Annotated in this window: 4 protein-coding genes; all 4 read left to right on the forward strand. The window is 57.6% G+C overall.

Annotated elements, in window-relative coordinates; all coding sequences use genetic code 11:
• On the forward strand, positions 1–652 hold a 652-nt coding region (locus AC1DSG_RS28640; RefSeq protein WP_477793883.1), incomplete at its 5' end, for a TetR/AcrR family transcriptional regulator.
• 346 nt (positions 653–998) lie between these two features.
• Positions 999–2063: an amidohydrolase family protein gene (locus tag AC1DSG_RS28645; protein ID WP_477793884.1), complete on the forward strand. Its 1065-nt coding sequence runs from the start codon at positions 999–1001 to the stop codon at positions 2061–2063.
• Positions 2063–2914: a fumarylacetoacetate hydrolase family protein gene (locus AC1DSG_RS28650; protein WP_477793885.1), complete on the forward strand. Its 852-nt coding sequence runs from the start codon at positions 2063–2065 to the stop codon at positions 2912–2914. The genes AC1DSG_RS28645 and AC1DSG_RS28650 overlap by 1 nt, the downstream gene beginning before the upstream one ends.
• 13 nt (positions 2915–2927) lie before the next feature.
• Positions 2928–3830, forward strand: coding sequence for a 3-hydroxyacyl-CoA dehydrogenase (locus AC1DSG_RS28655; RefSeq protein WP_007942488.1), 903 nt, complete (start codon positions 2928–2930; stop codon positions 3828–3830).
• Positions 3831–3912 lie beyond the last annotated feature (82 nt).

Here is a 3912-nt window from a genome sequence, read left to right on the forward strand (position 1 = left end):
GACGAGCCCGTTAAAAGCGGTTGAGCGACGTACTGTCGCCAACGCCGTGGCGGGCACCAAGGTCAAGCCGAACCGCCGTTCGGAAGAAACCATCGCCAACATCCTTAAAGCCACTGAAGAGGTGGTGCTGATGTCTGGCGCGGATCGTATTTCGATCCTGGATGTGTGCCAGGTGGCCGGTGTTTCGCGCGGCACCTTTTATCGCTATTTCGCCTCGCAAGAAGACCTGCTGGACACCTTTTCTCGTCATAAGCGCGAAAGTTTCCACACCTCGCTGTCGCGGGAACTGGGCGAAATCAGTGACCCGGAAGCACGCCTAAATGCGCTGTTTGCCTATCTCGACAACTACCTTGAGCAAAGTCGCGCCCGGCGCTTACTGGTGGTCGCCCCGGATTATGCGCTGGGCTTCTTTCGGCGGATTTTCCACGATTCGATCGTGCGCTTTCAGGATGGCCTGGGCATAGTTTTCGACGATTGGGACGAGCGCCTCGGGGTCCGTCTTGACCGTGAACTGATCTGCGAAATGATCATTCGATACGTGTTAAGCGAAATCCTGGTGCCGGAAGCGGCGGGGCGCCGTTTGTTCCCGGTGCGGGTGAAAAAACTGCTCGGTGCCTTGATCATGGGTTCCACCTCCCGCACCCGTCGCTGACCGCCGACTAACACCCCTTCGCTGTAGGCAAAGCCCCCGTATATCGGGGGCTTTGCGTTTCCGGGTGTTAATTTTCTCTTACCTGCGTAGCGCCCTTTTTCCTGTCTGTGTCCATTTTGTGCCCCTGCGAGGTGTTTTTTGACAAGGGGCGAAGGCTCTGGCGCGGGCTTTTTCACGCGCTTCGAAAATAAACTGAACAGTTTTTTGATTTCTGCTCAATTTGAATTTAAGCTCTGGTCTTAGCAGTGAGCCCTTGGCTTCCCCTTTCACGGCAGTTTGATCCTGGTCACGTGAAGGGACTGCGCCAATAACCAATAAAAAAGTGCCAACTTCGAGGTACCTCGACATGCTTATCGATCTACACGCCCACGCACCCCACCCTGGCTATTACAACCAGCACCCTCACTGGGGGCCGTTCTTCGAGCAACACGCCGACGGCGATATCAAGCTGCGTGTAGGTGATTGGATTCTTGGCCTCGGGTCGCCAGAGCGTAAGGCTGCCGTGCGCTCCGGTAATGGTCCCAAGCTTGAAGAGTATTTTGCTCGCTGGGCTGACCCGAAAGTGCGTCTGGCTGGTATGGATGCAGCAGGACAGAATCTGCAGGTGGTTTCCGTTCCGTCGCATTGCTACATGTATTGGACTGAAGCTGAATTCGCCGTGCCATTCGCTCGCACCGTCAACAACACGTTGGCCGAGTACTGCTCCGCTGCCCCTGATCGCCTGATGTTCTGGGCTCATGCACCGCTCAATGCACCAGAAGCGGCGGCGGCTGAAATTCGTCACGCTTGCACAGAGCTGGGCGCCAAGGGCCTGGTCGCTGGCGGCGCCAACTTCGGCGGTCTGGAATTCGATTCGCCTGAGCTTGATGTGGTGTGGAAAACCCTCTGTGACCTGGATCTGCCGATTTTTGTCCACGGCTATAACCAGTCGGTTACCTGGGGCAAGAACGCTAACAGCGACCGCTACGAAACCACCGCCATCGTGGGTATGCAGTACGACGAAACCCGTTGTTTCTGGAACCTGATTTGCGGCGGCGTGCTGGATCKCTTCCCTGACCTGAAGGTGTACATCACCCACGGCGGTGGTTATGTGCCATACCAGCTCGGTCGTCTGGCCAAGACCAACGAAAACCTCGACGTCAAATACAACAAAAAACCGCTGCTCGATTACATGAAGAACTTCTACTTCGACGTAGAACTGCATGAAGTGCCGATGCGCCAGGCCTTGGTCGACATCATCGGTGCGGACCATGTGCTATACGGCAGCAACTTCGGGGGCAGCGATGCCGTACGCCACGATCTGACCCATGGTCTGAAGTTGTCCGATGCTGACATGCGCAAAATCCGTTATGAAAACGCATGCCGCTTGCTGCACCTGGATCCTGCCAAGTTGGGCAAGGTAGGTGCCTGATGAAACTGGCGCGTTGTGAGTATTTTTCTACAGGCATTTTTTGGGCTGTAGTGGATGTCGCTCAAGATCAAGTCACTCCCATTTCCGGTGATTTCAAAGACTGGGCACCGGCGGTGGCGGCAGGGCGTGGTATCAGTTCGATTCGTTTCGCCGGGCCATCGCTACCTCTGTCAAAGGTGCGTCTGCTGCCCCCGATTGAGCCGGTTAACCGGGTGGTGGTGGCGGGTGCCAATTACGCCAAGCACCTGGTGGAATTCGGATTGAAGGCACCGGCACAGCCGGTGGCTTTTCTCAAGGCCTATGGCGCGCTGATTGGCGCCAATGACCCAATCCGCTTTCCGCCGTTGACTGAAGAACTCGACCACGAAGTTGAATTGGTGGCGGTGATCGGCACTGACGAGATCGACCTGGAAAACCCGCTCGCTTGCGTGCTCGGTTACACCGTCGGCAATGACGTCAGTGCGCGAGACCTGCAACGCAGCGGGCCAGCGGGTATTGGCATGGATCTGTTTGCGGCTAAAAGCCAGGACCAGACCACCGGCCTTGGGCCCTGGATCGTCACAAAGGACGAGTTCCCGCAAGGTTCACCGCGGCTGCGCCTGACCCTGAAAGTGAACGGCGAAATGCGTCAGGACGGCTCCACCGGCGAAATGACCTGGGATGTGGGTCAGTTGATCCGCTTCGTACAGCAGCGTTCGAGTTTCGCCAGTGGTGACGTGCTGTTCACCGGTTCGCCGGCGGGGGTGGGGATGGGCACCGGTCTGTTCCTCAAGGAAGGCGATGTGGTCGAGGCCAGCGTCGAAGGCATCGGTACATTGCGCAATGTGGTCGGTAAAAAGAACCGCGCCTAATCTGGAGCCAAACATGAACGCCAATAAAGAAAAAGTAGTCGTCGTCGGTGCGGGTCTGATGGGCACCGGTATTGCACATGCGTTCGCCAGCTCCGGTTTCAATACGCTGTTGGTTGATACCAATGCCGCCTCATTGACGAGCGCCCGGGCAAGCATCGAAAAAATCCTTGCCGATGGTGTGCGTCTGGGCAAAGTCAGCGAAGAACACGCGCAGCAATCGTTAGCCAATCTGCTGACCTGTAGCGACTTGAGCGAAGCTGCGATGGGTGCTAACTGGCTGGTGGAGACGGTCTCCGAGCAGCTGGCGGTGAAGAAGGCGGTGATCGGTCAGGCGGCGCCGCTGCTGGCGGAGAACGCCATTATCGCCACCAACACGTCGGCCCTCAGCGTGACCGAGATTGCGGCGTCGGTGGACTGTGCTGATCGCGTGATTGGCATGCACTTCTTCAACCCGGTACACAAAATGAAGCTGGTGGAGCTGGTGCGTGGTTTGGCCACCAGCGATGAAGTGGTGGCGCGCACGCGCACCCTGTGCGAGCAGATCGGTAAAACCTCGATCGTTGTCAATGAATCGCCTGGCCTGACCACCAGCCGCATGTCCGCGCTCTTGGGTAACGAGGCGATGTGGATGTTGCAGGAAGGCACGGCCACTGCCGAAGACATCGACACAGCGCTGCGCCTGGGCTTCAACCACCCGATGGGTCCGTTGGAACTGGGTGATTTGACCGGTTGGGACACGCGGTTGTCGGTGCTGCGCTATCTGCACCAGACCTTGGGCGAAAAATTTCGACCTTGCCCGCTGATCATCAAAATGGTCGCCGCCGGGCGACTGGGGCGCAAGTCAGGGCACGGGGTTTACCGCTATGAAGAGGGTAAACAAGTACCGGGCTCAGGGCTCAAGGCGAGTGCGCTATGAAAGACATCTTCATAGTTGACGCGGTGCGTACGCCCATCGGCAAGTTCCGTGGCAGCCTTGCCGGCGTGCGCGCGGATCACCT

It is taken from the genome of Pseudomonas sp. P5_A12 (genome assembly GCF_056400685.1).